Origin of the sequence: Bacillus sp. AFS001701 (assembly GCF_002559405.1) — a bacterium.
Classification (GTDB): domain Bacteria; phylum Bacillota; class Bacilli; order Bacillales; family Bacillaceae_G; genus Gottfriedia.
On the sequence record NZ_NTZO01000173.1, the window covers coordinates 1 to 885 of the forward strand.

The window sequence follows — 885 nt, forward strand, 5'->3', positions numbered from 1 at the left end:
AAAAAACTATCCTACTTTTTTAATTAAAAAGTAGGATAGTTTTTTTGTTAAAAATAGGAATATTATGTCTTTTCATTTTTTTATTAAAAAACGTCAAATTCCCCCAAAATTTAAAAAGTCTAAAATTTCCAACTTTACTTAAAATTCGTTGTTTTATAAGGGGTATTAGCTAAGATTCAACAATTAATGTCAAATAATAACAATTTCTCTAATTAAATTCGAAAAAAAATGAAGTGGAAATCGCTAAATTTCCCCAATACAAGACAAACGAAACATGGAGTAATATTTAATTAAATTTAAGTGTTTAGAAAAATTTTAATACTTGAATTTTCGGAATTTGGGCAAATAATCGAATTTTTTATTATTTGTTTATACTGGGGGGGAAAACATGAGAGAGAGAAAATCGTCTCACAAAAGTAAGAGGCCAACAAAAAAAATACTTTCGATCTTTGCGTTAAGTTCGATGTTTTTAAATGTTGTGATTCCTCATAGTTATGCAAGTGGAAATACTGCTGAAGCAAATCTTAATCAGCAAAATTTATCTAGTAATTCCTTTGATGCAAAAGAAGTAAACCGTATTCTTGACGGGCTTACACCAGAACAAAAAGCAAATATTAATAAGCTTACTGGTGCAGATAATACTGAAAAAATCCGTGTAGACAAAAAGGATTTAATCGGTTCAAAAAAGATTAATGTTATTGTTCAATTTAAACAAGATCCAGCTAAAATACAAATCATTAAGCAATCTTTAGCTAAAGGTGGAGCAACTGCAAATAGTCAAGCTTTTGATAGCGAATATTCAGATGCTAAAATAAAAGTTAAAGATTCACATGCAAATTTTAAGAGCTTTTTAAATACTCAACCTAAAACTTCTATTGTTGGCGG

Annotated in this window: 1 protein-coding gene; it reads left to right on the top strand. The window is 28.0% G+C overall.

Annotation, left to right across the window (positions count from 1 at the left end; genetic code table 11):
- Positions 1 to 388: 388 nt before the first annotated feature.
- The coding region (locus CN514_RS12860; protein WP_141529373.1) for a hypothetical protein at positions 389 to 885 on the top strand (497 nt) is incomplete at its 3' end.